The 23951-nt window shown below is 73.0% G+C and carries 24 protein-coding genes; 14 read left to right on the forward strand and 10 right to left on the reverse strand.

Annotated elements, in window-relative coordinates; translation table 11 throughout:
* Window positions 1-11 precede the first annotated feature (11 nt).
* The 4 genes from ACZ7GJ_RS11235 (at window position 12) to ACZ7GJ_RS11250 (ending at window position 2403) form a co-directional block, all read left to right on the forward strand.
* Entirely contained in the window at window positions 12-638 is a 627-nt protein-coding gene (locus tag ACZ7GJ_RS11235) for a TetR/AcrR family transcriptional regulator (RefSeq protein WP_470750945.1), read from the forward strand.
* A gap of 65 nt (window positions 639-703) precedes the next feature.
* A complete protein-coding gene (locus ACZ7GJ_RS11240; RefSeq protein ID WP_470750946.1) occupies window positions 704-1066 on the forward strand; it encodes a DoxX family protein in 363 nt (120 codons plus the stop codon).
* A 34-nt stretch (window positions 1067-1100) separates the two neighbouring features.
* The gene (locus tag ACZ7GJ_RS11245; RefSeq protein ID WP_470750947.1) at window positions 1101-2039 is read left to right on the forward strand and encodes an aminoglycoside phosphotransferase family protein; all 939 of its coding nucleotides are present in this window, start codon (window positions 1101-1103) and stop codon (window positions 2037-2039) included.
* 88 nt (window positions 2040-2127) lie between these two features.
* Window positions 2128-2403: a hypothetical protein gene (locus ACZ7GJ_RS11250; protein ID WP_470750948.1), complete on the forward strand. Its 276-nt coding sequence runs from the start codon at window positions 2128-2130 to the stop codon at window positions 2401-2403.
* An 80-nt stretch (window positions 2404-2483) separates the two neighbouring features.
* Here the strand turns inward: ACZ7GJ_RS11250 and ACZ7GJ_RS11255 are convergent, their stop codons facing one another.
* The 4 genes from ACZ7GJ_RS11255 to ACZ7GJ_RS11270 form a co-directional block, all read right to left on the reverse strand.
* Entirely contained in the window at window positions 2484-3434 is a 951-nt protein-coding gene (locus tag ACZ7GJ_RS11255) for an endonuclease/exonuclease/phosphatase family protein (protein WP_470750949.1), read from the reverse strand.
* Window positions 3435-3542: 108 nt separating this feature from the next.
* Window positions 3543-5996 carry a trypsin-like serine protease gene (locus tag ACZ7GJ_RS11260; RefSeq protein ID WP_470750951.1) on the reverse strand — a complete coding sequence of 818 codons (2454 nt, stop codon included), beginning with the start codon at window positions 5994-5996 and terminating at the stop codon, window positions 3543-3545.
* A gap of 120 nt (window positions 5997-6116) precedes the next feature.
* Window positions 6117-6620 (reverse strand): hypothetical protein, encoded by a 504-nt coding sequence (locus tag ACZ7GJ_RS11265; RefSeq protein ID WP_470750952.1) that lies wholly within the window; start codon window positions 6618-6620, stop codon window positions 6117-6119.
* 219 nt (window positions 6621-6839) lie between these two features.
* On the reverse strand, window positions 6840-7796 hold the full coding sequence (locus ACZ7GJ_RS11270) for a helix-turn-helix domain-containing protein (protein ID WP_470750953.1): 957 nt from the start codon (window positions 7794-7796) through the stop codon (window positions 6840-6842).
* A gap of 98 nt (window positions 7797-7894) precedes the next feature.
* Between ACZ7GJ_RS11270 and ACZ7GJ_RS11275 the strand changes: the two genes are divergently transcribed.
* From ACZ7GJ_RS11275 to ACZ7GJ_RS11295, 5 genes are all read left to right on the forward strand, one after another.
* Window positions 7895-8926: a saccharopine dehydrogenase family protein gene (locus ACZ7GJ_RS11275; RefSeq protein ID WP_470750954.1), complete on the forward strand. Its 1032-nt coding sequence runs from the start codon at window positions 7895-7897 to the stop codon at window positions 8924-8926.
* A gap of 116 nt (window positions 8927-9042) precedes the next feature.
* A complete protein-coding gene (gene nadE / locus ACZ7GJ_RS11280) occupies window positions 9043-9873 on the forward strand; it encodes an ammonia-dependent NAD(+) synthetase (RefSeq protein ID WP_470750955.1) in 831 nt (276 codons plus the stop codon).
* A gap of 8 nt (window positions 9874-9881) precedes the next feature.
* Window positions 9882-10373, forward strand: coding sequence for a nucleoside 2-deoxyribosyltransferase domain-containing protein (locus ACZ7GJ_RS11285; protein ID WP_470750956.1), 492 nt, complete (start codon window positions 9882-9884; stop codon window positions 10371-10373).
* Window positions 10374-10414: 41 nt separating this feature from the next.
* The gene (locus ACZ7GJ_RS11290) at window positions 10415-10696 is read left to right on the forward strand and encodes a hypothetical protein (RefSeq protein ID WP_470750957.1); all 282 of its coding nucleotides are present in this window, start codon (window positions 10415-10417) and stop codon (window positions 10694-10696) included.
* Window positions 10697-10814: 118 nt separating this feature from the next.
* Entirely contained in the window at window positions 10815-12356 is a 1542-nt protein-coding gene (locus ACZ7GJ_RS11295; protein ID WP_470750958.1) for a carboxylesterase/lipase family protein, read from the forward strand.
* Window positions 12357-12381: 25 nt separating this feature from the next.
* Here ACZ7GJ_RS11295 and ACZ7GJ_RS11300 read toward each other — a convergent pair whose 3' ends face one another.
* The gene (locus ACZ7GJ_RS11300) at window positions 12382-12753 is read right to left on the reverse strand and encodes a hypothetical protein (protein WP_470750959.1); all 372 of its coding nucleotides are present in this window, start codon (window positions 12751-12753) and stop codon (window positions 12382-12384) included.
* A gap of 148 nt (window positions 12754-12901) precedes the next feature.
* Between ACZ7GJ_RS11300 and ACZ7GJ_RS11305 the strand changes: the two genes are divergently transcribed.
* The 3 genes from ACZ7GJ_RS11305 (at window position 12902) to ACZ7GJ_RS11315 (ending at window position 15904) form a co-directional block, all read left to right on the forward strand.
* Window positions 12902-13786 carry an RNA polymerase sigma-70 factor gene (locus ACZ7GJ_RS11305; RefSeq protein WP_470750961.1) on the forward strand — a complete coding sequence of 295 codons (885 nt, stop codon included), beginning with the start codon at window positions 12902-12904 and terminating at the stop codon, window positions 13784-13786.
* Window positions 13787-13788: 2 nt separating this feature from the next.
* Window positions 13789-14253 carry an SRPBCC family protein gene (locus ACZ7GJ_RS11310; RefSeq protein ID WP_470750962.1) on the forward strand — a complete coding sequence of 155 codons (465 nt, stop codon included), beginning with the start codon at window positions 13789-13791 and terminating at the stop codon, window positions 14251-14253.
* Between the two features lie 82 nt (window positions 14254-14335).
* Window positions 14336-15904 carry a serine/threonine-protein kinase gene (locus ACZ7GJ_RS11315; RefSeq protein WP_470750964.1) on the forward strand — a complete coding sequence of 523 codons (1569 nt, stop codon included), beginning with the start codon at window positions 14336-14338 and terminating at the stop codon, window positions 15902-15904.
* Between the two features lie 43 nt (window positions 15905-15947).
* On the opposite strand, the gene ACZ7GJ_RS11320 is transcribed toward ACZ7GJ_RS11315, so the two are convergent.
* On the reverse strand, window positions 15948-16658 hold the full coding sequence (locus tag ACZ7GJ_RS11320; RefSeq protein ID WP_470750965.1) for a dioxygenase family protein: 711 nt from the start codon (window positions 16656-16658) through the stop codon (window positions 15948-15950).
* 144 nt (window positions 16659-16802) lie between these two features.
* Here ACZ7GJ_RS11320 and ACZ7GJ_RS11325 point away from each other — a divergent pair, with 144 nt between their 5' ends.
* On the forward strand, window positions 16803-17369 hold the full coding sequence (locus ACZ7GJ_RS11325; RefSeq protein WP_470750966.1) for a GNAT family N-acetyltransferase: 567 nt from the start codon (window positions 16803-16805) through the stop codon (window positions 17367-17369).
* Here the strand turns inward: ACZ7GJ_RS11325 and ACZ7GJ_RS11330 are convergent.
* Window positions 17348-18778 (reverse strand): sensor histidine kinase, encoded by a 1431-nt coding sequence (locus ACZ7GJ_RS11330; protein WP_470751064.1) that lies wholly within the window; start codon window positions 18776-18778, stop codon window positions 17348-17350. The two genes, ACZ7GJ_RS11325 and ACZ7GJ_RS11330, sit on opposite strands and share 22 nt — an antisense overlap.
* Before the next feature lie 97 nt (window positions 18779-18875).
* Window positions 18876-19553, reverse strand: a complete 678-nt coding sequence (locus ACZ7GJ_RS11335; RefSeq protein ID WP_470750968.1) for a response regulator transcription factor — start codon at window positions 19551-19553, stop codon at window positions 18876-18878.
* A 137-nt stretch (window positions 19554-19690) separates the two neighbouring features.
* Here ACZ7GJ_RS11335 and ACZ7GJ_RS11340 point away from each other — a divergent pair, with 137 nt between their 5' ends.
* Window positions 19691-20329, forward strand: a complete 639-nt coding sequence (locus ACZ7GJ_RS11340) for a hypothetical protein (protein WP_470750969.1) — start codon at window positions 19691-19693, stop codon at window positions 20327-20329.
* Between the two features lie 78 nt (window positions 20330-20407).
* On the opposite strand, the gene ACZ7GJ_RS11345 is transcribed toward ACZ7GJ_RS11340, so the two are convergent.
* Both ACZ7GJ_RS11345 and ACZ7GJ_RS11350 read right to left on the reverse strand, forming a co-directional pair.
* Window positions 20408-22123: an ABC transporter ATP-binding protein gene (locus tag ACZ7GJ_RS11345; RefSeq protein ID WP_470750970.1), complete on the reverse strand. Its 1716-nt coding sequence runs from the start codon at window positions 22121-22123 to the stop codon at window positions 20408-20410.
* Window positions 22120-23934, reverse strand: coding sequence for an ABC transporter ATP-binding protein (locus ACZ7GJ_RS11350; RefSeq protein ID WP_470750971.1), 1815 nt, complete (start codon window positions 23932-23934; stop codon window positions 22120-22122). Before ACZ7GJ_RS11350 ends, ACZ7GJ_RS11345 begins: the two co-directional genes overlap by 4 nt.
* Window positions 23935-23951 lie beyond the last annotated feature (17 nt).

Raw genomic sequence — 23951 nt, forward strand, 5'->3', positions numbered from 1 at the left:
TGGAGCGAGGGATGGACAGCCGTACGCGCATCGTGGCCGAGGCCATGCGACTCTTCGGCGAGCAGGGCTATCCCAAGACGACGATCGCCGAGATCGAACGCGCGGCCGGGCTCTCTCCGGGCTCCGGAGCCCTCTACCGGCACTTCCGCTCCAAGGAGGAACTGCTGGCCGAGGGCGTGCGCTCGAAGATCGCCGAGAACGGCGGGCTGCTCCAGCTCCTCGGCGACATGCAGGCCGTGGCCGCGCTGCCCCTGCGTGAGCGCCTCGCGACGCTGGCCCGCGCCGGACTGCGCCGCCTGGATGCGGAGCGGGACCTCAACCGGATCGTGGTACGGGATCTCGCGGCCTTTCCCGCGCTGCTGGAAGAGGTGCGCGAGGGTGAGATGCGCCGCATCCACGCCGCGGTGGCGCAGTGGCTCCGGATGCAGGCCGAGGCCGAGGTCGAGGCCGGGGCCGAGGCCGTCGGGGTCGGGGACCGGGACTGGGAGGCGCTCGCCGTGGTCCTCGTGGGGTCCGTCTCGCACTTCTGGCTGTTGCGGGACGTGTTCGCCACCCATCCCGGCGGCCTCGGCGAGGACCGCCTGGTGGCCGCCTTCGTGGACCTCGCCGAAGGGCTCCTGCGGTCCACCGGCACGTGAGCACCTGAACGCCTCAGTAACCGATCACCTGATCAACTGATTCACGTACGCATCGGAGTGGGACCATGAACATCGCACTGTGGCTCGCGCAGGGTCTGCTGGCGGCCGTCTTCCTGGGCTCGGGAATCCTGAAGTCGACCCAGACGAAGCAGAAGATGATCGCGACGGGCCAGACCGGCGTCGCGCCCTTCCCCCTGCCGGTGATCCGAACGGTCGCGGCACTGGAGATCGCGGCCGCGATCGGGCTCATCGCTCCCCGAATGACCGGAATCGCCCCGGTCCTCACCCCGCTGGCCGCGGTCGGCCTCGTCGTGGTCATGATCGGCGCGGCCGCCGCGCACTGGAGCCTGCGGGAGTACAAGCAGGTCTTCGGAGCCAACATGCTCCTCCTGGCCGTCTGCCTCTTCGTGGCCCTCGGCAGGTTCTGAGCAGCCGCCACCGCTCGGCGCGTAGGGTGCCGGGATGATCGCGACACCAGAAGCCTTCTCGCGGAGCACCATCGAGCGCGAAGGAGACCCCGGAGCGGCGTGGATCGCCGAACTGCCCGGGGTCGTGGATGAGTTGCTGGAGCGCTGGGACTGCGTGCCGGACGGCGACGTCATGCACGGAGGCGTCGGGATCATCGTCCCGGTGCGGTGGCGGGCCGAGGGGGCCGCGGTACTGAAGGTCTCCTTCCCGCACCCCGGCAACGTCCACGAGCCGGACGCGTTCGCGGCGTGGGGCGGGCGCGGAGCCGTCCTGCTGCACGAGCGTGACGACGAGCGGTTCGCGATGCTGCTGGAGCGGGTCCGGACCTCGACCCTGGCCGAGGTCGGGGACGGCGACGAACTCGCGGCGGTCGCGGGCCGGATCAGTCACCGACTGGCCGTCCCCGCCCCGCCGGGCCTGCCCCGGCTGCGGGACCGGGCCGACGCCTGGGAGGAGCAACTGCGCAAGGACGCCGTGGAGTTGACGCACGCTCTGTCGCCCTACGCGGTGGACGCAGCGGTGGCCACCATCCGCGAACTGGCCCACGTCCAGCCGGACACCCTCGTCCACGGCGACCTCCACGCGAGGAACATCCTGCGCGCCGACCGCGAGCCGTGGCTCGCGGTCGACCCCAAGGGGTATGCGGGGGACCCCGCCTACGACGGCGGCACACTGCTCAAGTCACGCGCCCTGACGCTCCTCGAAGCGCCGGACCTGCGCAAGGCCGTGGACCGCATCCTGGACGTCTTCGTCGACGCCGCGGAAATCGACCGCGAGCGCACCCGGCGATGGGCCCAGCTCCACGCGGTCCAGGCCGCGTTCTGGGGTCGCCACCACGGATTCCGCGTTGCCCGCAGCGGACCGCGACTGGACTGGCTCACCGCATTCCTGGACCGCCTCGCGACGCTGCTCACCGAGCGTCCCAGAGCCTGAGCCCCGGTGCGCGGCCGTCGGGGGCGGATGCACGGCCGTGTGGGTTGTTCGCCGTCACGTGGAGGCGGGGTGGGTCGTTGCCCTCTGCATGACTGATCTCATGGTGCAGATCCCGGCCGACTGGCTCGCCCGGGTGTTCCTCTCCCTCAGGCGCGGTTCCTCCGACGACGCCCACGCCCTCGCCGCCGAGCTCCGGCCGTACACCGAGCGGCCCGGCCAGCGCGTACCGGTGCCCAGGGGGACGGTGCTGCGCACCGAGCTCGCGCTGCGCGGGGAGCTCCGGCACGTCCACGACGGGGACGAGCGGAGGCAGCGGCTCTCCGAGGAGGCGGAGTACCTCATCAAGGCCCGCCTGGAGACGTAGGCGGGGAGGGCGGCCGGGCACGCGCCTCGCCTCCCTCCCCCCTGCTCACACCGGTGGCCCCGTACGGGCCGTCGGGCGGGTCAGCCGCCGACGGTCACGCTTTCGATCAGGATCCGGTGGTCGGACTTGTCGGTGGGGGTGACGGTGCACCAGTTCCGGGCCTGGTTGCTGAAGATGTAGTCGATCTTGGCTTCGGTGCCGTACGTGGGGCGCCCGGTGCGCGAGGTGCCGTTCTGGTCGCACTCCAGGTAGCCGGGGGTGCCGGGTCCGGAGGAGTACAGGCCTGCCGGCCACACGGCGGGCGCGGTGTTCTTGGGGTCGTCGGGGGAGCGGGAGTTGAAGTCTCCGCCGAACACGGTGCGGGGGAAGGTGTCGACGATCGCCTTGATCTCGGCGAACTGCTGCCCGCGGGAGTCCGCCGTGGGGTCGTTGGGGTTCGCGCCGACGCGGGTCGCGTGGACCGTGCACAACCGTACGTCCCACTTCGCCGCGGTGGCGCAGTGGAAGGGCGTCTGCTGCCCCGCCGTGGGCTGGGTGGTCGGGTACTGGCGGGCGTCGTTCATCTGGCCCTTGGCGACGATGGCGGTACCGAGCCGGTCGGCGCGCCCGGTGTCCTCGCCGCAGCGGCTGTTCTTCTTGGTGCCGTCGTTGAACAGCCACTGGTACGTCTGGAACGTACTGCTCCAGCCCGGTCCGAGCTTGCCCATGAGCAGGGTGAGGTCGTCCTCGCAGACCTCCTGGAGGAGGACGGCTTCGACGCGGTTCACGGCCACCTGGGAGGTGACCACGTCGGTCTTCTCCGCGGGGGTGCCCGTGCCACCGCAGTTGTAGGTCGAGCGCTGCGGCCCGCACATGTTCCAGGACATGACCTGCAGGGTGTTCGGGAAGTCCTCGACCGCGTACGGAATCCCATCCGTGCCGGCGGTGGCGGCACCGGCGGGCTGGGTCACGGCGAGGGCCGAGGCTCCGAGGCCGGCGAGGCCGACCACGGAGGCGAGGGCTATGAGGGTGTTCCGGGCGCGGGGTATCACGCGGGGTTCCTTTGCGACGGGCGGTGCGGGTGCCGCTGATGCGGCGTGGGCCCCGCCCGGCCTCGGGACGCTGGTCCTGAGGCCGGGCGGGGCCGGATGCGCTGGATCTTACTTGGCGATTGCGGTGAGGTCGGTGGCGCCCGTGAGGGTGCCGGGGATCTCGCGCCAGTTGGTCCAGTTGCCCACGACGGTGTCGAAGGTGGTGTTGCGGACCTTGCCGTCGGCGCCGGTGCCGTAGACGTGGACGTTGTTCGCGGCGGGGGTGCTGGCGATGCGGGTCAGGCCGGTGCCGCCGATCTTCGTCCAGGACGGCTTCCACATCCCGATGAAGTAGTCGGCGCTCTGGTTGTACAGGGCGCCGTCGGAGCCGATGACCTGGACCTGCACGGTGTGGCCGACGCGGGCGGAGGCGATGTCCTTGGCGCCGGTGATGGCGCCGGGGATCTCGCCCCACACGGACCAGGTGCCCGTGCGGGTGTCGAGGTCACGGCCGTAGACCTTGCCGTCGGCGATGCCGACGAGGCGGACGTACGGGTCCGCCTTGAGGCTCGTGATGTTGGTCAGACCGGTGACTCCGGCGACGGGCGTCCAGGTGGTGTTCCAGCGGCCGGCGTTGTAGTCGCCGGTCTGCGTGTAGAGGGCGCCCTCCGAGCCGATGATCTGGACGTGCAGGACGTTGTTGACCATCGATGCGGAGACGTCCTTGACGCCGCCCGCGCCACCGGGGATCTCGTACCAGTTGGCCCAGGTGTTGGTCCGCGGGTCGTACTCGCGGTCGTAGACCTTGCCGCCGGCGACGCCGACGTAGCGGATGATGCTGCCGTGGTCGACGCTGGCGAGCGCCGTCACGGGGGCGCCGCCGATGTTGTTCCACTGGGCGCCGAAGGCACCGGTGGCCAGGCTGCCGCTCTGGGAGAACATCGTGCTGCCCGCGCCTGCGCCCAGCGTCACCTTCGCCGGGGCGACCGAGACGGCGGCGGCCACGTCGGTGGCGCCGGAGAGGCTGCCACGGAGCTCATTGAACGCGCTCCAGGTGCCGTCGACGGCGTTCATGGTGGCGTTGCTGACCTTGCCGCCGGCGCCGACGGCGTAGAGCTCGACGCTGTCGCCGGAGGCGACGGTGGTGATGCGGGTCAGGGCGCTGCCGCCGGACTTGGACCAGGCCTCGTTCCAGCGGCCCGCGTCGTAGTTGCCGTACTGCGACCAGACGGCACCCTCGGAGCCGATGATCTGCACGTGGACGTTGTTGCCGATGACGCTGGAGGAGATGTCCGTCGCGCCGCCGGCGCCGCCGGGGACCTCGCCCCAGGCGCTCCAACTGCCGTTGCGGGTGTCGAAGTCACGGCCGTAGACCTTGCCGCCGCCCCCGATGGCCTGGACGCGCACGGTGGTGCCGGCGGCCGCGCTGGTGACGTGGGTGAGGTTGGTCGCGCCGACGGCGGTCCAGGTGTTGTTCCAGCGGCCGGCCTTGTAGTCGGCGACCTGGGAGTACAGGTTGCCTTCGGAGCCGACGATCAGCACGTGGACGACGTTGCCGACGAGCGAGGCGGAGATGTCCTTGGCCCCGGCCCCACCGCCCGGCACCTCGCCCCAGCCGGACCACTTGCCGCTCGCGAGGTCGAGGTCCTCGGCGTAGACGCGGCCGCCCGCGATGGCGTAGGCGCGCACCATGTCACCGTGGCGGACCGTGCTGACCCGCGAGACGTCCTTGCCGTCGACCTTGCCCCACGACGTGCCGTACTCGCCGTAGCCGAGGTCTCCGAACTGCGACCACATGGTGCCGCCGCCACCGGCGAGCAGGGAGACCTGGCTGCCGTTGCGGGGCGCGACGGCCTGGTCGATCCACTGGCCGACGTTGTCGGTGCGGGCGGCGACGCCGCTGGTGCGGGTCTCGGCCGGGTCGGTGCCGAGGCAGCCGCCCTGCCAGGACCGGCTGTTGATGCCGACGAGCTCGCCGGCGGCGTTGAGGAGCGGGCCGCCGGTGTCGCCCTTGCACAGGACGTCGGTGCCCTTGCCGGTGATGGCGAGGGTCGCGGCGTCGGTGGTGTTGGTGGTGAAGGTGCCGGTGTGCAGCTTGCCGGGAACCCACTCGGTCTTCGTACGCCCGAACCCGGCCGAGGCCACGTCCGTACCGGCGGCCGGAGCGCCGGCCGCGCGCTTGACGGGGGTCACATCGGTGACGGCGGCGGACAGCCGGGCCAAAACCAGGTCGCGGTCGGCGGCACTGGCCGAGACCTCGACGATGTCACGGGTCTGCCCGCCGGTGAAGGTGGCGGTGGCCTGCAGGGTCGGCTTTCCGGCAGCCACCGGGTCGCCGGGCTTGGCGGCCAGGCAGGAGGCGGCGGTCAGCACCCAGCGCGCGTCGACGAGCGTCGCGGTGCAGGCGCGGGAGTTCGCCTCGTCGCCGAGGTTCAGCTTCGCGACGTACGGGTGCTGGCCGGCCGGCGCCTCGGGGCCGTTCAGGGCCTGGGCGGTGCCGGAGGAGATGAGGCCGGCGGCGACCGCGGTGGACGCGACCAGCAGACCGGTCGCGCGCGCGGTGCGCGGACGGGGAGCAGACATGGGGAGTTTCCTTACGAGCAGGTTCGGTGCGCGACGGCGCAGCGATGCGACGGGGCTGCGTGGAGCCGGCGGTCGTCCACCTGGTCAACCCGGTGGTCAACCAGGTGGTCGGCCAGGTGGTCAGCCGACGCGGAGTTCGAGGAGGATGGAGCGCTCGCCGGTGTCGCCTGCTTCGCCGAAGGGCTTGTAGTCGTTGGCGGGGGCGTCGATGACGGTCTTGTTGGTGCCGTCGGCGGTGATGGTGGCCTTGACGGGGAAGGCTTCGGTCCAGATGCCGAAGGCGTCGGGGAGCTCCAGGGTCACGTAGCCCTTGGGGGCGTTGACGTCGAAGCAGTAGAGCTTCTGGCCGGTGCGGGACTTGACGGTGATGTCGGGGGTGCCCTCGCAGGTGGTGAGGGTGATGTGGCCGTCGCCGCGCTTGAGGATGATCTGCTGCTCGGCCTGGATCTTCGCGGCGTCGGGGTAGGCGAAGTCCTCGATGGCGGTGGGCATTTCGCCGGCGGTGGCGGTGCCGGCGGTCTGCGGGCCGGCGTAGGCGACGCCGAGGGTGGTGACCGCGGTGAGCGCGGTCGCGGTGCCGACGAGACCGGTGAACAGTGCCTTGCGGGCACGGGATATCGCCATGAGTCTTCCTCCGGTGCAGGAGGGCCCCGCACGGAGCGCAGCCCTCGGATCCACGAAATGAACGGTTGAAGGCCGCTGCGACGGGACCCGGTCCACGTCACGGGCGAACGCGCAGCGCCCCATCGACACCCCTGCCCCTGCTGGGATGCCCCGCCACTTGGGCGGCCCTCCGGGGGAGACGGTAGCGGCGAACCATCCAGTAATCAACCGTGGATTGGATTAACTCAACTGTGATTGATTCGCACTGCGGAACGAGCGCCGGTAGGTGTCGGGCGGAACCCCCACGGTCCGCTTGAACTGGCGCCGAAGCGTCGTGGCGGTTCCCATGCCCGTGGCGACCGCGACCGCCTCGATGCTCTCGTCGGTGGTCTCCAGCAACTCCTGGGCGCGGCGTACGCGCTGGGTCAGGAGCCACTGGAGCGGAGTCTGACCGATCACCGACCGGAACTGCCGACCCAGATTGCGGGGGCTCGTGCTGGCCCTTCGCGCCATGTCGGTCACCGTCAACGGCTGGTCCAGCCGCTCCTGGACCCAGGCGAACAGATGGGACAGTACGTGCTCCCCGCGGACCTGCACCGGCGTGGCCACGAACTGCGCCTGCCCGCCGGCCCGGTGCGGCGGCATGACGAGGCGGCGCGCGACGGAGTTGGCGATGGCCGCGCCGTGGTCGAGGTGCACCAGGTGGAGGCAGAGGTCCACGGCGGCCGCCTTGCCGGCGGCCGTGAGCACGCTGCCGTTGTCCGTGTACAGCACGTCCGGGTCGACCAGGGCCCGCGGATGGCGTGCGCTCAGTTCCGCGGTGTGGGCCCAGTGGGTGGTGGCCCGCCGGCCGTCCAGCAGGCCCGCGGCGCCGAGCACGAAGGCCCCGGTGCACAGGGAGGCGACCCGCGCGCCCGCCTCGTGGGCCGCACGTACGGCGTCGATCACCTCCGGCGGCGGCGGATCGTCGATGTCGGCGCACGCGGGCACGATCACGGTGTCGGCGCCGGCCAGGTGCTCCAGCCCGTGGTCGGGCTCGACCATGAAGGGGCCGACCCGGACCGGCCCGGGACCGCAGAGCCGTACGTCGTACCAGCCCTCCGCGGCCTCGCGCGGGGGATTGCCGAAGATCTCGTAGGCCACCGCCAGCTCGAAGTGCAGCAGGTGACCGGCGGCCAGCAGGGCGACAGTTGGCATGTCCGAAAGTGTACGGGTGTTGTCGTTCCGGACCATCACGGCCGGGTCCCGTCCGAGGCGAGACTGGACACATCGGAACACCGAGAACGGGGAGAGCAATGAGTACGACGGCTGCGGTAGTGGTTTACGGGGCAACAGGGCACACGGGTCGCTTCGTCGTCGCCGAGCTGCGCAGGCGGGGTGTCGCCACCATCGTCTCCGGCCGCGACGCGGCGCGGTTGGAGGCGCTGACAGCCGAGTGGGCAGACGTGGTGGTGCGGCCGGCCGCCGTGGACGACCCGGCGGCACTGGACCGGGCCCTCGCGGGGGCGGCGGCCGTCATCAACTGCGCCGGACCGTTCGCGGTGACGGCGGGCCCGGTCGTCGAGGCAGCCCTGCGCGCGGGGATCCCGTACCTCGACGTGGCGGCGGAGATCGAGGCGAACGCGTCGATGTTCGCCGACTACGCGGAGGCGGCCAGGAAGACGCAGACTCCCGTGGTGCCGGCGATGGCGTTCTACGGCGGACTGGGCGACCTGCTGGTGACCGCGGCGATGGGGGACCTGACCGCCGCCGACGAGGTGCACGTCGCGTACGGGCTGAACAGCTGGCACCCCACGGCGGGCACCCGGGCCGCGGGCGAGGTGTCCCACCGGCGCCGCGCGGGCCGCCGGGTCCGGTTCGCGGACGGTGAGCTGCGGTACCACGACGACGAGCTCTCGCACACGGACTGGCTCTTCCCGGAGCCGCTGGGCCGGCGCCAGGTGATCGCGGAGTTCACCATGGCCGATGTCGTCACCGTGCCCAGCCACTTGGCCGTCCCCGAGGTCCGCACCTACATGACCGTCGAAGCCGCGCACGACCTGGCCGAGGAGGCGACGCCGGCGCCGGAGCCGGTCGACGCCACGGGACGCTCCGACCAGATCTTCGTCGTCGACGTCCTGGTCCGCGCGGGAGGCGTCGAGCGCCGCGCCACCGCCCGCGGCCAGGACATCTACGCGGTCACCGCACCCCTGGTGGTGGAGGCCGTCCAGCGGATCCTGGCCGGGCGGACCCGCACGACGGGCCTGGCCTCGGCCGGCGCGATGTTCGACGCGGCGGACTTCCTCCGGGCGCTCGCCCCGCAGGTGACCGTCGAGCTTCCGAGCTGACGGACTCGGCGCCGGTCGTTTCGACTAGGGTCGTCGGCGGGGCAGTGCCCCACGGACCATGAACCGCGAACGACGGATCGCCAACGACGAGCCGCGAACGAGCACGAGGAGCAGCAGTGAGCCAGCCGGCGTCCACCGCCCTGCAGCAGGAGATCGCCCGGGAACTCCAGGTGTCGGAGACCTTCGACGCGCAGCGGGAGATCGAGCGCCGGGTGGCCTTCCTCACCGAGCGGCTCACCTCCACCGGCCTGCGCTCCCTGGTGCTCGGGATCAGCGGCGGCGTGGACTCGACCACCGCCGGCCGGCTCTGCCAGCTCGCCGTGGAGCGCGCCCGCGCGGCCGGCCACGACGCGACCTTCTACGCCATGCGGCTGCCCTACGGCGTCCAGGCCGACGAGAAGGACGCCCAGCTCGCCCTCGGCTTCATCAACGCCGACCGCGTGCTGACCGTCGACGTCAGGCCCGCGAGCGACGCCGCGCTGGACGCCGCGCTGGCCGGCGGCACCGTCTTCCGGGACGCCCACCACCAGGACTTCGTGCAGGGCAACATCAAGGCCCGCCAGCGCATGATCGCCCAGTACGCGGTGGCCGGCGCGCAGGACGGCCTGGTCGTCGGCACCGACCACGCGGCCGAGGCGGTCTCCGGCTTCTTCACCAAGTTCGGCGACGGCGCGGCCGACCTGGTCCCGCTGACCGGCCTGACCAAGCGCCGGGTGCGGGCCGTCGCCGACACCCTGGGCGCCCCCGCCGAGCTGGTCTGGAAGACCCCGACGGCGGACCTTGAGACCCTGGACCCGGGCAAGGCCGACGAGGACGCGCTCGGCGTCACCTACGACGACATCGACGACTTCCTGGAGGGCAAGCCGGTGGCCGAGCAGGCCTTCGACACGATCGTCCGCCGCTACCGCCTCACGGAGCACAAGCGCCAGCTCCCGATCGCGCCGTAGGGGGGCCGATGACGAGCCCGAACCTCAACCTGGTGTGGGCGCGCGAGCCCCTGCCCGCCCCGAGCTCCGGCCCGTCGGTCTTCCTGGCCGGGCCCACTCCCCGTAGCGACGGGGTCCCGTCCTGGCGCCCCGCCGCCGTCGACGCCCTGGCCCGGCAGTGGACCGGGAAGCAGCCGCTGACGGTCCTGATCCCGGAGTCCCCCGACGGCTTCCGCGCCGCCGACTACGACGACCAGGTCGACTGGGAGACCGACGCCAGGGCGGGCGCCGACGCGATCCTCTTCTGGATCCCCCGGGACCTGGCCCACATGCCGGGCTTCACCACGAACGTCGAGTTCGGCCTGGACGTCGGCACCGGCAAGGCGGTGCTCGGCTGCCCGCCGGACTGCCCGAACCCGGAGCGCAACCGCTACCTCATCCACGTCGCCCGACGGCACGGCGTACCGGTCCTCGCCACCCTGCACGAGACGGTGGCGGCGGCCCTGGCGCTCGTCGGCTGAAAGGCCCGGTGCCCCGGGTACGGCATCGGTATGGTGCCGGTATGGCGAAGAAGCAGGTGACCATCACGATCGACGCCGACAAGGTCGAAGCGATCGAGGCCATGGTGAAGGAGAGCCCGGCCGGCTCGGTGTCCGCGTGGATCGAGGATGCGGTGTCGGCCAAGCTCGACCGGGCCGAACGCGCCGCCCGCGCCCTCGACCGGCTCGTGGACCGGGCCCGGGAACAGCACACCGGCGAGTGGGAGCAGGCACTGGCCGCGGTCGAGGCCGCCGACCTGCGGCACGGCTTCGCGGGGACCGGCCCGGAGCAGAGCGCCGCGTGAACTCCGGCCGGGCCGCCCGTAAATGGCTGGCGCGCACCGCGGCGCAGCGCGATGATCCGATGCGTCCGGGCGGCCGCGAAACCCTGTGATCGCGCTCTGCCCGCCCTGAGGAGGAGCTGTGACGACCGAAGCCGCGTCCGACACGTCCGGGTCCCGTCCCGAGGTCCGCACCGCGGCGGGGGCGCTCCACGGCACCCGGGAGGCGGGTGTGGCGGTCTTCCGCGGCATCCCCTTCGCCGACCCGCCCGTCGGCCCGCTGCGGTTCGCCGCGCCGCGGCCGGTACGGGCCTGGGACGGGGTGCGGTCAGCCGTGTCGTACGGACCGCCGCCCCCTCAGGGCGGCGCCTTCGGCATGGACGCGCTGGCGCAGGACTCGGCGGGCGACGACTGGCTGACCGTCAACGTCTGGTCGCCCGAGCCGGGCCCCGGCGCGGGGCTCGCGGTGATGGTGTGGATCCACGGCGGCGCGTACACGATCGGCATGTCCGGCCTCCCCGAATACGACGGCAGCCGCCTCGCCCGGGAGGGCGGCGTCGTCGTGGTCACGTTCAACTACCGTGTCGGCCTCGAAGGGTTCGGGCAGATCGAGGGAGCTCCCGCCAACCGGGGCCTGCTGGACCAGATCGCCGCCCTGGAGTGGGTGCGCGACAACATCCGGGGCTTCGGCGGCGACCCGGACCGCGTCACGGTCTTCGGCCAGTCGGCGGGCGCCGGATCCGTCGCCGCACTGCTGGCGATGCCGCGCGCGGCCGGGCTCTTCGGCCGGGCCGTCGCGCAGAGCGCGCAGGGTACGTTCTTCGCCCCGGAACTCGCCGCCGACATCGCCGGTTCCTGCGCCGCCGAGCTGGGGCTGAGGCCCACGGCGGCCGACCTGGCCACGGTGGCACCGGCCAAGCTGTCGGCCGCCGGTGATGCGGTCGGCGCCAAGATGGACCGGTGGGCGGAGCGCTGGGGCCTGGCCGCGCACCGGTCGATCCCCTTCTCGCCGGTCGTCGACGGTGACGCGCTGCCCGTCACCCCGTGGCAGGCCCTGGCCGACGGCGCCGCCCGGGACGTGGAGCTCCTCGTCGGCCACACCCGCGACGAACAGCGGCTGTTCACCGCGCTCGACGGCCTGCTCGGCCAGGTCACAGAGGAGCAGGCCGCGGCCGCCCTGAACGCCTTCGCCCCCGGCCGGGACGGCGCGCGCCGCTACCGCGACGGCTTTCCGGCCGCGGGCCCGGAGGAGCTGTACGAACTGGTCCACTCCGACTGGCTGTTCCGCATGCCGAGCTTCCACCTCGCCCAGGCCCGGACCGCCGCCGGCGGCCGTGCCCACGTCTACGAGCTGACCTGGCCCGCCCCCGGCATGGGCGGTGCGTTCGGCGCCTGCCACGGCCTCGACGTGCCGCTCGTCTTCGGCAACCTGGACCGCGGCCAGCCCGCCGTGCTGATCGGCGAAGGCCCCTCCCCGGAGGCGGAGGCGCTGTCCGCCCGGATGCGCGCCGCGTGGACGGCCTTCGCCACCCACGGCGACCCGGGCTGGCCCGCGTACGACCCCGGACAACGCCTCGTACAGCTCTTCGACGCCCGGCCGGACGTCACCGCGTACCCGGAGGAGGCCTCCCGCCTGATCTGGCAGGACCATTCCATCGAGGTGCTGCCCCTGCTCGGCCGGTAGCCGCGGCCTCGCCAGGGGGAGCCGGTCACGCGGGAGCGAAGAGGTCCTCGTGCGTGTCGTCGAGGAGGAACCCGTTGTCGAAGCGGACGCGGACCGTCACGCGCAGCCGCTGCTCCTGGTAGGCGATCCACGCGGGTTCGAGGGATCCGACCTCTTCCTCCAACTGCCGCTTGCTCGCGGTCGGCATCTCATGGCCGAAGGCGTCCAGGAGCGACTTGAGCCGCACGTACTCGCGGACCTCCTGGCTCTGCTCGTCGTGCTCGACCACCCGCTCGACGGTGCCCTCGGTGCCCGCCGCCAGAGACAGGACTCCGGCGACCGCCCCCGTCACCGAAAGCAACTCGGTCAGCCTCGTGTCCGCAGCCAGCTTCACCCGCTGGCCTTCCTTCAGGGTCATCTGGTTCTTCGTCTCTCGGGTCGGTGCATGGGTTCGTCCGGTGCCATTATCCGCGCCGGACGAACCTGTGAAGCGGATCACACCGCAGGGCTGTCACGGTTCGCCGGTGCGCGGTGTCTCCATGGGCAGCCGAAGAGGGGAGCCGCACATGACGGCCGAGGACGTCTTCACCGAACACCGACCGCTGTTGTTCACCCTCGCCTACGAGATGCTGGGCAGCGCCGCCGACGCCGAGGACGTACTGCAGGAGAGCTTCCTGCGGTGGAGCGCGGTCGATCCGGCCACCGTCGGGCATCCGCGCGCCTACCTGGTCCGCGTGGTGACCCGGCAGGCCCTCAACCACCTGCGCACGCTCAGGGCCCGGCGCGAGGAGTACGTCGGCACGTGGCTGCCCGAGCCCATCCGCACCGCTCCCGAGGTGAGCGAGGACGTGATCCTGGCCGAGTCGGTGTCGATGGCCATGATGCTCGTCCTGGAGACCCTGAACCCGACCGAGCGCGCGGTGTTCGTGCTGCACGACGTGTTCGGCTACACCCACGGCGAGATCGCCGCCTCGGTCGGGAGGCCCGAGGCCACCGTCCGCCAGATCGCCCACCGCGCACGCAGGCACGTCCATGCGCGGCGCCGCCGCTTCGAGCCCGACACCCACGCCTCCCGGCAGATCGTCCAGCGGTTCCTGCACGCCGCGGCCTCCGGCGAAGTCCAGACGCTGATGGACCTGCTGGCGCCCGATGTCGTGCAGATCTCCGACGGCGGCGGCAAGGTCGTCGCAGCCCGCCGCCCGATCACCGGCCCCGCCGAGGTCGCCCGGTTCGTCCTCGGCGTGCTCCGCACCACCACCCCCGCGACCCGCATCGAGGACGCCACGTACAACGGCATGCCGGCGGCCCGGTTCGTCACCGGCGATGAACTCGACTGGTTGGTCGCGTTCGAGATCCACGACGGCCGGATCACCGGCCTCTACGGCGTGCGCAACCCGGACAAGCTGCACCGCGCCGAGACGGTGCTCCCGCTCGACAGAGGAGGCAACTGACCGTGGAAACCATGACCGTCGGACGCGTCATCGACGCACCGGTCCAGGACGTGTTCGCCTGGCTCACCACGACCACCAACTACACGGGCTCGCCGCTGGTCCTGCGCTGCCGCCTGACCCGGCACGGCAAATCGGCGCCCTACGGAGTCGGCGCCGTGCGCAGCCACCTGTGGCTGATCGGCTGGTTCCGGGAGACCATCACCCGGTACGAGCCGCCGTACGCCACCGAGTACGTCGTCGAGCGCAGTCTGCCGCCGGCCAGGCACGAGTTCGGCCGCATGACGTTCACCGAGGTCGACGGCGGCACCCGGGTCGACTGGACGACCCGCGCCGAGATCCCCGTCCCCCTGATCGGCGCCTTCCTGACCCGGCGCCTGGCGAAGCCGGTCATCACCCGCACCTTCCGCAACATCCTCGACGCGGCCGACGCCGCGCTGACCCGAGGCGGCCGACCACCCGGCCGGTGAGGACCGGGACGGTGTCGCAGGCGGCCCGCCGGGCGGTCCGTACACTGCTGCTCGGCAACGGCGTCGAGGGCGGGGTGAGTTGGTGGAGTCTTTGCGGCCTGGTGACCCGCCGGAGATCGGGGGGTACCGACTCCTGGCGCGGCTCGGCGAGGGCGGAATGGGCGAGGTGTTCCTGGCCCGGACGGCGTCCGGCAGGCCGTTGGCCCTCAAGACCGTGCACCGGGACCTGAGCCGGCAGCCGGGCTTCGCCGAACGGTTCACCCGGGAGATACGCGCCAACGACCGCGTGCGCTGCGCGTGGACGGTCTCGGTGGTGGACTTCAGCCCGCCGGGGGAGCCCGCGCAGTGGCTGGCCACGGAGTACATCGCCGCACCGTCCCTGGGCGACTGGGTGCGCCGCAACGGGCCGCTCGCGGAGCCCGCCGTACGGTGCCTGGCCCGCGAGCTGTCGGCCGCGCTCGTCACCGTACGGGCGGCGGGAGTCGTGCACCGCGACATCAAACCGGCGAACGTACTGCTGGGCGCCGAGCGGCCCTTCCTCATCGACTTCGGCATCGCCCGCGCCGTGCACGACCCGCGCCACACCCAGACCGGCGCGGTCATCGGCACGCCCGGCTACCTCGCGCCGGAGCAGGCGACCGGCGCCGTCGCCGCGGCGCCGGCGGACGTGTTCTCGCTGGCCGCGGCCCTCGTGTACGCGGCGACCGGCCGAAGCCCGTTCCTGGCGCACGGCGAGGAGCAGGAACTCCCGGCCCTCCTGTACCGGATCGTCCACGACGAGCCTCTGCTCGACGGCGTGCCGCAGTCGCTTCTCCCGCTGGTGCGGGAGTGCCTGGCGAAGGACCCGCAGCGGCGTCCGACCGCCGAGGAAGTGCGCGCGCGGCTCGGGGCCGCCGAGGGGGAGGACTGGAGCGGGGCGGCGGGGCCCGCCCTGGCGGCCGAGGTCACCCGCCGGGAGGCGGAACTGCGGCGGCTGCTCACCGAACCACGGCCGCCCGTCGCCGCGCCCGGGGAGTTCGGCCCGTTGCCGGTTCCCCCGCCCACGCCGCCCGCCTCCGCGGCGGCGGTGCACCCGTACACGGCTGGCGGCACCGCGCCGCCGTCCACCGTGAACTCCGGGTGGCGGGGCGTATGGGCGTTGCGCCGGCCCCGGTTGCTGGGCGCGGCGGCCGGCGCCGCCGTGCTCGCGGCGGCCGCCGCGCTCCCGATCAGGCTTCCCTGGGACGGCGACGGCGGTGGCCGCGGCGAGGTCTCGCTGCCGGAGTCGTGGGCCGGTACGTGGACCGCCGTCGGGCCCGGGACACCGGACGCGGACGGCATCACCCGGGCCAAAACTGGCGAGTTCTCCGTCACCGTCACCCTGCACTCCGGGGCCGTGGGCGAGCTCGTGGGTCGGCAGGTCAGCGACCTCAAGGAGGTCGCCACCGGGCGGAACCTGGGGTGCACGGAGGCCCTGGAGCTGAGGCAGATCCGGCAGGACACGGTGGTCCTCGCGGCAGCGACCAGCCACCCGACCGACCGCGCGGCCGCGATCGACTGCCCCAAGGGCAACCTCTACGTCCTGACCATGGCGGAACCGGACCGGCTGACGCTCGAATCGGAAGGGGCCCAGTCGGCCGGCGCCCCGGCCGCCCTGACCCGCCGCCGCTGAAGGGGCGTTCGCCCACGGAGAGTCCCCACCGGCCCGCGTCCGCTCAGGAGATGCCGATCACGAACGAGGCCCGGTAGCCGGTCCCCTCCGCGACGGGGCTCAGCGTCATCCGGGGCCCCGTGGCCGCGTACCGGTCGTCGCGGGTGTTGGGGTGGGCGGGCGCCTTGCGCCGGGAGTACGGCTCGCCCGCGTAGACCTTGTTGAGCAGTTCCTCGGGTAGGAACAGCTGGGAGGCGACCTCGCCGCGCCCGTCGGGGCGCACCTTGAAGTGCACGTGCGGGGCGATGTGCGCGTACCAGCCGGGCACGATGGTGTGGAACACCACGCGGCCGTCCTCGTCGGTGGTCTGGGTGCCGCGCAGGTACGAGGCGCCGTTCTGCGAGTAGATGCCGGAGGCGTCGGCCTGCCAGACGTCCACGGCGACCTTCGCCATCGGCTTGCAGCCCTGCGAGACCCGGACGACGCTCAGGTCCAGCCGCAGCGGAACTCCCTCGCGGTCCTCCACGACGTCGGACCGGATCTGGCTCTTGGGGGTGTAGTAGGGGCCGTCCCCGGTCTCGGGCGTGAGTACGCACGCGGGCGCCGGACCGGACGGCTTGCCCGTGGCGGCGGCCTGCACGGCGGGAGCCCGGCCCGCCGCCTCCGTTCCGGGCTGCCGTGCGGCGCAGGCGGATGCCAACGCGGTGATCGCGGTGCTTCCGACGGCCAGCAGCAGCGTGCGTCGGTTGGTGTGCAAAGGGCCTTCGGCGGTCATGGCGGACCTCTCGCTCGGGTCGGGGCGACAACTCCCACCGTGGCGCAGCCGGCCCCCGACCTCCCCCGACACGCCGCCGCGCCGCCCGCGCCCGCCCCCGCGATCGCCCACTTGCCGCCCCGGATGCGCCTTAGGCTGCTGGTCATGAACACGGCCATGATCAGCAGCGGGACCGGTGAACCTGTCGTCCTCCACGTGAGGGAGCCGGCCTCCGATCCCGAACCGGGAGGCCGGTTCGTGGAGACGGCCCACCGGATCCTGGGGGACCTGGTCCGGGACGGGGCCGCGCTGGGCTGGGTCGAACCGCCTTCGCGCGATGCGGTGGAGGAACTCCTCGGCCGCGTCGTCGCCGCCGTGCGCGCGGGGGACGGGGCGCTGCGTGCCGCGTACCTCGGCGATCGGCTCGTCGGGTTCGGGTACTGGCTGCGCTACGCACGGCCGACCCATCGGCCGCACGCCGATCTGGAGAAGCTCGCGGTGGACGCCGCGGTGCACGGTCACGGTGTCGGACGCGCGCTGACCGCCGCTCTGATCGCCGACGCCCGCCGGGCCGGTGTCGAGGTGCTGACCCTGGACGCCCGCGGCGACAACAGCGGAGCCCTGCACCTCTACCGGTCGCTGGGCTTCACCGAGTACGGGCGGCTGCCCGACTTCGTCGCCGTCGGCGAACGCCGCTACGACAAGGTCTTCTACATGCTCGACTTCCGGTGATCGCTCCGGTCATCGCTCCCGTGACCGCTCCCGTGACCGCTCCCGTGATCGCCCGTCGGGGCTGACAGCGGCAGCCGGACGACGAAGCGGGCCCCGCGCGGGGAGTCCTCGGCGGTCAGGGTGCCGCCGTGGTGGGCGGTCAGGTCACGGGCGATGGCGAGCCCCAGTCCGGCCCCACCGTGGTCGCGGCTGCGGGCGTCGTCGAGGCGCGTGAACCGCGCGAAGATCCGCTCCCGGTCATCCGGCGGGACACCGGGCCCGTCGTCGGTGACCTCCAGTACGGCGCTCCGCGCGTGCGCCCCACCGCCGGTGCGCAGCACGACGCGGATCTCCCGGTCCGCGAACCGCTGGGCGTTGTCGAGCAGGTTCGTGACGACCCGGCCGAGCCACAGCTCGCTCCCGGACACCGCTACGCCGGCCGCCAGGTCGGTGCGTACGGGCACGCGGTCGCCGAGCCGGGCGCCCACCGTGTCCCGCACGAGGTCGGTCAGGACCAGGCGGACGGCCGCCACGGGCTGGGCGGCGTCGATGCGCGCGAGCAGCAGCAGGTCGGAGGAGAGCTGCTGGAGCCGCTCGATGTCCTCCAGCGCACCGCTGATCAGCTCGGGCCACAGCTGCGGATCCCGGACGGCCAGGGCCACCTCCAACTGCGTGCGCAGGACCGTGATGGGGCTGCGCAGCTCGTGGGAGGCGTCCGCGATGAACTGCCGCTGGCGGACACCGGAGGCCTCCAGCCGGTCCAGCGTGGCGTTCATGGTCTCCGCCAGGCGGGCGACCTCGTCGCGGGTGGCCGGTACCGGCACCCGGCGGTGCAGGTCGCGGTCGGAGATCCCGGCGACCTCGGCGCGGATCTCCTCGACCGGCCTCAACGCGCGGCCGGTGACCCGCCAGGTGACGAGCGCGACGGTGGCCAGCAGCAGGGGTACGCCGATCGCGAGCGCGGCGGTCGTGCTGTCGGCGGCGGCGTCCGCGTCGCGCAGGGAGGCCCCCGCGTAGACGGTGGCCATGCCCTCCGGGGTGTCCGTGACGACCCGTACGACCCGCTGGCGCTGCTCGTTCCCGAGCGGGCGGACCTTCCAGGTGTGGACGCTGGTGCCCGGTCCCGCGGCGCGGGCCCTGGGGAACGGGGGAAGGCCCGCCAGGTTCGGGCTGGCGAAGAGGACCCTGCCGTCGGCGTCCACGACCTGGACGAAGTCGACCCCGCGGGCCGCGGGCCGTGCGCGGTCGAGCCGCCCGGCCGCGGCGAGCTGGGCCACCGTCTCGGCCTGGCGGCGGGCGTCGTTCTCCGCGTTGCGCCGCAGATCGGCCGAGAGCATCCCGAGCAGCGCGAACGAGGCGAACGCCAGGGCCACGGCCACCACCGCGCAGGCGCCCGCGGTGGCCTGAGCCCGGACCGTGGTGGGCCACAGCCGGCGGAGCTGCCGGAGCTGCCACGGTGGCCGCAGCCGGCTCAGCGGGCTCAGCGGGCCCGGCCGGTGCGGGCCCGGTCGGAACAGGGGTCGTCGCTCAGCCACCGTCGGCCGCCAGCCGGTACCCCGCGCCGCGTACGGTCTCCAGCGCGGATCGCCCGTACGGCGCGTCGATCTTGCGGCGTACGGCGCTGACGTGGACCTCCACGACATTGGGGTCGCCGTCGAAGGCGCTGTCCCAGACCTGCGCCAGGATGTCCCGTTTGGACACCACCTCGCCCGCGCGCCGGGCCAGGTACTCCAGGACCGCGAACTCCCGGGCGGTGAGCCGGATCTCCGTACCGCCGCGGGAACAGGAGTGCCGGGCGGGGTCGATCAGCAGGTCGCCGAACTGCATCACCTGGGGGCGCCGGCGGCCCGTACGGCGGCCCAGCGCGCGGAGCCGGGCGACCAGGACGAGGTAGGAGAACGGCTTGGACAGGAAGTCGTCGGCGCCGGTGTCCAGGGCCTCCGCCTCGTCGTACTCGCCGTCCTTGGCGGTGAGCATGAGGATTCCCGACTCGTTGCCGGCCGCGCGCAGTTTCGCGCACACCCGGTAGCCGTTCAGGCCGGGCAGCATGATGTCGAGCACGATCAGGTCGTAGTCGTGCTCCGTGGCCATCCACAGGCCCTGCGGCCCGTCATGGGCCACGTCCACGGAGAAACCCTCCGACTGGAGCCCCCGCTGGAGGGCCACCGCCAGCCGCCGTTCGTCCTCCACCACCAGTACGCGCATGCCGACAGGGTCTCAGGCGCGGACGACAGGCGGCTGAAGGGGTCTTCAGGAAGCTTCAGGTGGGCTTCAGGATCGGCTCAGCATGCTCGGGAACCAGCCGGGTGCAGTGAGTGCCCGGTGTCCTGAGGAGTGCCGGTATGTCTGATGCTTTCCCGCCGCTTGAGCAGCCCGAGCGGCCCGAGCGGCCCCCGCAGTCCCCTCAGCCGGAGGACGCCCCGAAGGGCGGGGGCCGGGGGCGCGCCGCCCTGGACCGCCTGGTGCCCCGGAGCAGGGGAGCCCGGTGGGCGGTGCTGGGCGCGGCCGTGGTGATCGTGGGCGGCGGGGCGGCGGCCGTCGCCGTCGCCGAGCACCACCACGGGCGGGTGGACCGGGGCCCGCGCCTCGCGTGGTTCGAGGCCGACCACGAGGGCGGCGGCAAGTGGGGTCCCGTCGGTGAGGGCGAGCGCCACGGCGGCCGGCCGGGCGGCGGCCAGGGCCGGCACGACGGTCCGAAGGTGCGCGACGGTCTCGACGGCCTCAAGGGGCTCGACGACGGCGATGGCCGGCCGGGGTCCCCGAAGAAGGCCCCTGCACCGCTCCCGTCGCTGGCGATCGGCGCCGCGGCCGACAAGGCCGCCGCGGCGGTGCCGGGCGGCAAGGTCGAGAGCATGCGCGTGGTCGCCCAGGAGGGCGGCGGCAGCGCCTGGCGGGCCGTCGTCCTGGGACCGGACGGCGTCCGGCACTCGGTGACCGTGTCCGGTACGGACGGCACGGTCACCGACAACACCACTCCCTAGCGGACCGGGACCGGGACCGCGGGACCGGAAGCCTCGTCGGCCGCTGCGTGGGGCGGCGGCCGGCGAGGGCCTACCGGTTCATTCACGCGCGGCCGGCGTCATGGAGGCCTGCCAGAAGTCGGCGTAGCGGCCACCGCGGCGCAGCAGTTCGTCGTGGTCGCCTTCCTCCACGATCCGGCCGCCGTCCAGGAAGACGATGCGATCGGCCCGCCGGACGGTCCGCAGCCGATGCGCCACCATCACCACGGTCCGGCCCGCCATCAGGCGCTCGATGCCCTCGTGGACCGCCGCCTCGTTCACCGGGTCCAGCGCGGAGGTCACCTCGTCGAGCAATACGACGGGCGCGTCCTTCAGCAGCGCTCGCGCGATCGAGACGCGCTGGCGCTCACCGCCCGACAGCAGTGCGCCGCCCTCGCCGACATCCGTCGCCCAGCCGCCGGGCAGCCGTCCGATCACCTCGTCCAGCCCCGCCGCCGTCGCTGCCGCCCGTACCTCGGCCTCGTCGGCGTCGGGACGGCCGAGACGCACGTTCTCCTCGATGGTGCCGTCGAAGAGATGGACCTCCTGGAAGACGATGGCGATCTGCGACATCAGCACCTCCGTGTCGATCGCCCGCACGTCCACGCCACCCACGCGCACCGCGCCCGCGTCCACGTCGTAGAAGCGTGCGAGCAGTTGCAGCAGTGTGCTCTTGCCCGCACCCGACGGTCCGACCACGGCGAGCCGCTGCCCCTGCGGTACGGAGAACGAGGCGCCGGCGAACACCGTGCGGTCCCCGTGCCGGAAGCTGACGGACTCGAACTCCAGGCCGTGGCCCACCGGCCGCACCGGCTCGGCGGGTTCCGGCAGCGGCTCGGTGCGCAGGACCGTGTCGAGCTTCGCCAGCACGGACCGCGCGCCGCGCAGCCTGCCGCCGATGTCGGACAGGGACAGCAGCGGATCCGCACAGCGGGCGGCCAGCACCAGGACCGTCAGGACCTCGGCCACCCCGATGTCCCCGTCGAGCGCCAGGCGGGCGCCCAGGACCAGCAGCGCCGTGAACGCCGCCTGCACCGCGAGCGTCAGGCCCACCGCGCCGGGCAGCGCCGACAGGGTGGAGCGGCGGGAGGCCCGCTCGATGTCCCGCAGCGAGTCGTCGAGCAGCCCGAAGCGCTCGGCGGTCCGGCCGCCGGCCCGCAGCACCGGCTGGGCCTGGACGTACTCGACGACCCGCCCGGTGGCCTCCTCGTCGCGCTCGGCGCGCTCCGCGTCGGCGGCGGCCGTCGAGCGTCCCGTCCGGACCTGGATCGCCACCACGACCGGTACGGCGATCAACGCGGCCAGTCCGAGCTGCCAGTTGAAGGCGAGCATCACGGCGACGATCACCAGGGGCGTCACGGTGGCGGAGATGAACGGCGCCAGCAGATGCGCGATCACGCCCATCGCCTGCAGCACGCCGCGGCTGGCCAGCACGGACACCTCCCCGAGGCGGCCCGCTCCGTACCAGCCGATGGGCAGTCGGGCCAGATGGTCGCCGAGCCGGTGGTACATGCCGCGCAACAGCGCGGTCCCGACGCGGAACCCGGACAGATCGCTGCTGTAGCGCAGCGCCGCGTAGAGCGCGATCACGACCCCGAACGCGATCAGCCAGGGCCAGGCGTCCTCGGGCGTGCTGCCGAACAGCGCGTGCAGCACGGGAACCAGCAGTGCGTAGGACAGTCCCTCGGCGACCGCGGTCGCCGTCATCAGGGCCACGGCGCGGCGCAGCGGCCGGGCGTACTCGCGTCCCAGTACGCGCAGGAGCATTCGGATCATCGGGGCTCGTCTCCTCGCGGTGTGCCGCCGTAGGCCTCGGCCGCCTCGGCCCCATCGGCGGTCACCGATCGGTGGGAATGCCAGAACGCGGCGAACCGGCCGTCGTGCGCCAGCAGTTCGGCGGGAGTGCCGCGCTCGACGATCGCCCCGTCCTCCAGCACCACGACGGTGTCGGCGTCGGCGATCGTTTCCAGGCGGTGGGCGATGACCAGCACGGTCCGGTCGCCGGCCAGCGACGCCAGGGTCCGGCGCACCGCCTGTTCGGTGTGCGGGTCGGCGAAGGCGGTCGCCTCGTCGAGCACCAGGACGGGTGCGTCGGCGAGCAGGGCGCGCGCGATGGAGATCCGCTGTGCCTCGCCACCCGACAGACCGGCGTCCTCACCGATCACCGAGTCGTATCCACGGGGAAGTTCGAGGATCCGGTCGTGGACGTTCGCCAGCCGGGCGGCGCGGACGACGTCGTCGAGGTCGGCGTGCGGCACGGCCAGCGCGATGTTGTCCGCGACCGACGCGCGCAGCAGACGGACGTCCTGGAAGACGAAGGAGACCATCCGGTGGAGCTCGGCGCCGGCGAGCTCGCGCAGATCGACCCCGCCGAGGACGACAGATCCGTGGTCCGGATCGAAGAACCGCGGCAACAGCCGGACCAGCGTGGACTTTCCGCTGCCCGACGGCCCGACGACCGCGGTGACCGTCCCCGGTTCGAGCGCCAGGTCGATCCCCCGCAGCACCTCGTGCCCGGCTTCGTACCCGAACCGGACGTCACGCAGTTCCACCCGGTGGCCCCGGGGTGCGGCGGGGTGCGCGGGCTCCGGCAGGGGCGGTACGTCGAGCACGTCATGGATCCGACCGACCGCGCGCCCCGCGGCCTGCATCTCGTCGAAGCCGTGGCCGAGGGCCGCCACCGGAGCGGTCAGACCCAGCCCGAGCAGCAGGAAGGGCAGCAGGTCGGCCGGGGGCAGGTCGCCGTTCGTGATCAGAGCCGCGCCGCCGATCAGTACGACCAGCAGGACGAACGGTGGTGAGAGCACCAGTTGCATCCCCGCGGCGATCCTGGAGATGCCGTGCACCCACCGGTGGAAGGTCGCGACGAAATCGTCCGCCGCCGTCAGGAACCTGCCGTGGGCGCGCCCGGATCCGCCGAAGGCCTTGACCACCGCGATTCCCTGCACGAACTCGACCACGGAGTTCGAGATCCGCCCCATGGCCGTGTCGAACTCCTCCTGTTCGCGCAGCCGGGTCGGAGTCATCATCAGCGGAACCAGCGCGACCGCCAGCACCACCGGTACGAGCGTGATCAGCGTCAGCCGCCAGTCGATGCCGAACAGGTAGACCAGCGACACCAGCGGGACCACGAAGGCGGAGACGAGCTCACCGGGGGTGTGCGCGATGAACGGGTGCACCGCACCCACGTCCTCCCCGACCACCTTGGCCAGCTCGCCGGTCCGGCGCCGGGAGAACCAGCCGATCGGTACGAGCCCCAGCCGCGCGGCCAGTTGGCGGCGCAGCGCCAGCTGCACCCGGCCGTCGAGGACGTGCCCGATGCCGGACGACGCGGCCGTGAACAGCAGCCGGACGAACAGCCCGGCCGCACCCGCGATCACGACCGTCCAGACGTGGTCCCGATCGACCGGGCCGGGCGACAGCAGGGTGCGCCCCAGTTCGACGACCGCCACGAGCGGCGCCAGACCCGCCACGGCACCGATCACCTGCAAGATCACAACGGCGGCGAAACTCCAGTAGTACGGTCGCAGCAGCCCGGCAGCCCGTGCGGGCCGCTCCCTCGCGTGGGCAACCTCGGTGGTGGTCATCGCTCTCCCCGTCCTCG

The organism is Streptomyces sp. NPDC037242, from assembly GCF_055604165.1.